2 protein-coding genes are annotated in these 1889 nt (G+C 73.6%); both read right to left on the reverse strand.

Features of this window, described 5'->3' with window-relative positions:
- Nucleotides 1-36: 36 nt before the first annotated feature.
- Entirely contained in the window at nt 37-1479 is a 1443-nt protein-coding gene (locus ACFXPX_RS43805; protein ID WP_380645114.1) for an aldehyde dehydrogenase family protein, read from the reverse strand.
- Nucleotides 1480-1623: 144 nt separating this feature from the next.
- Nucleotides 1624-1889: PucR family transcriptional regulator (locus ACFXPX_RS43810; RefSeq protein ID WP_380645115.1), on the reverse strand; the 266-nt coding region annotated here is incomplete at its 5' end.

A 1889-nucleotide genomic window follows, 5' to 3' on the forward strand; every position in this document is an offset into this window, starting at 1 on the left:
GTCCGCACCGGACCGGGCCCCGCGGCGAGCCGTCCCTCAGAGGTCGAGGCCGGTCAGCACCATGACCTTCTCGACGGTGTAGTCGTCCATCGCGTACTTGACGCCCTCACGGCCGACACCGGAGTCCTTGACGCCGCCGTACGGCATCTGGTCGGCCCGGTAGGACGGCGCGTCGCCGATGATCACACCGCCGACCTCCAGCTCCCGGTGCGCCCGGAAGGCGGTCTGCAGGTCGTGGGTGAACACGCCCGCCTGCAGGCCGAACGGCGAGTCGTTGACCGCCGCGAAGGCCTCCTCGACGCCCTCCACCCGGTGCAGCGACAGCACCGGGCCGAACACCTCGGCCTTGGCCAGGATCGCGTCGGCGGGCAGCTCGGCCAGCACGGTCGGGGCGTACGTCGCGCCCTCGCGGGTGCCGCCGGCGAGCAGCTTGGCGCCCTTGGCGACCGCGTCGTCCACCCAGGACTCCACCCGCTTCGCGGCGTTCTCGTCGACCAGCGGGCCGACGTCCGTCGCGTCGTCGTTCGGGTCACCGGTGACCTGCGCCGCGACCTTCGCCACGACCTTCTCCACCAGCGCGTCGTACACCGACGCGTCGGCGATCACCCGCTGCACCGAGATGCAGGACTGGCCGCCCTGGTAGTTCGCGAACATCGCGATCCGGGTCGCCGCCCAGTCCAGGTCCGTCTCCGAGGACCAGTCCGCCAGCACCACGGCCGCGGCGTTGCCGCCCAGCTCCAGGGTGGTGTGCTTGCGCGGCACCGAGTCCATGATCTGGTAGCCGACCTTGTCCGAACCGGTGAAGGAGATCACCGGCACGCGCGGGTCCTGCACCAGGGCCGGCATCCGCTCGTTCGGCACCGTCAGGATCGACCAGGAGCCGGCCGGCAGGTCCGTCTCGGCCAGGATCTCGCCCAGCACCATCGCCGACAGCGGCGTCGCCGGGGCCGGCTTGAGGATGATCGGGGCGCCGACCGCGATCGCCGGGGCGACCTTGTGGGCGACCAGGTTCAGCGGGAAGTTGAACGGGGCGATCCCCAGCACCACACCGCGCGGGAAGCGGCGCACCACCGCGAAGCGGCCCACGCCGCCCGGGTCGGTGTCCAGCCGCATCGTCTCGCCGTTGGTGCGGCGCGCCTCCTCGGCGGCCCAGCGGAAGACCGACACCGCGCGGCCGACCTCGCCGCGGGCCCACTTGACCGGCTTGCCGTTCTCGGCCGTGATCAGCTGGGCGAGCTCCTCGGTGCGCTCCGCCAGCCGCTTGGCCACGTGGTCCAGGGCGGCGGCCCGCTGGTGCGCCGGCGTCGCGGCGAACACCGGCAGCGCGGCCACGGCGGCGTCCAGCGCCTCCTCGACCTGGGCCTCGGTCGGCACGCTGACCCGACCGACCAGACGGCCGTCCCAGCTGTTGTGCACCTCGAAGGCGGCGTCACCGCTCGCCCGGCGGCCGGCGAGCCAGAAATCGTACGTGGTGGTCACCGTGGTACCGGCCCTCTCCTCGTCGTCGTACGGCCCACGGGCGTGGGACCCGAACCCGAGGGTAGGTGCGCGGAGCGGCCGACCGGATTGGCCGACTAGGAGCGTTCCGCCCCGGAGCCACTCCACCGCGTCCAGCCGGGCCCGCTACTCCTCGCCGGAGCGCAGCGCCAGCCACAGCTCCATCCGCACGTCCGTGTCGTCCAGCGAACGGCCCAGCAGCTCCTCGACCCGCCGCATCCGGTAGCGCAGCGTGTGCCGGTGCACCCCCAGGTCCGCCGCGGCGGCGTCCCACTGCCCGTGCCGCGACAGCCACGCCCGCAGCGAGGCCACCAGGTCCCCGCGGGCCGTCCGGTCGTGATCGCGCAGCGGCCGCAGCAGCCCCTCCGCGAACGCCGTCACCGCGTCCTCAC

This window comes from Kitasatospora sp. NPDC059146, assembly GCF_042786665.1.
Taxonomy (GTDB): Bacteria; Actinomycetota; Actinomycetes; order Streptomycetales; family Streptomycetaceae; genus Kitasatospora.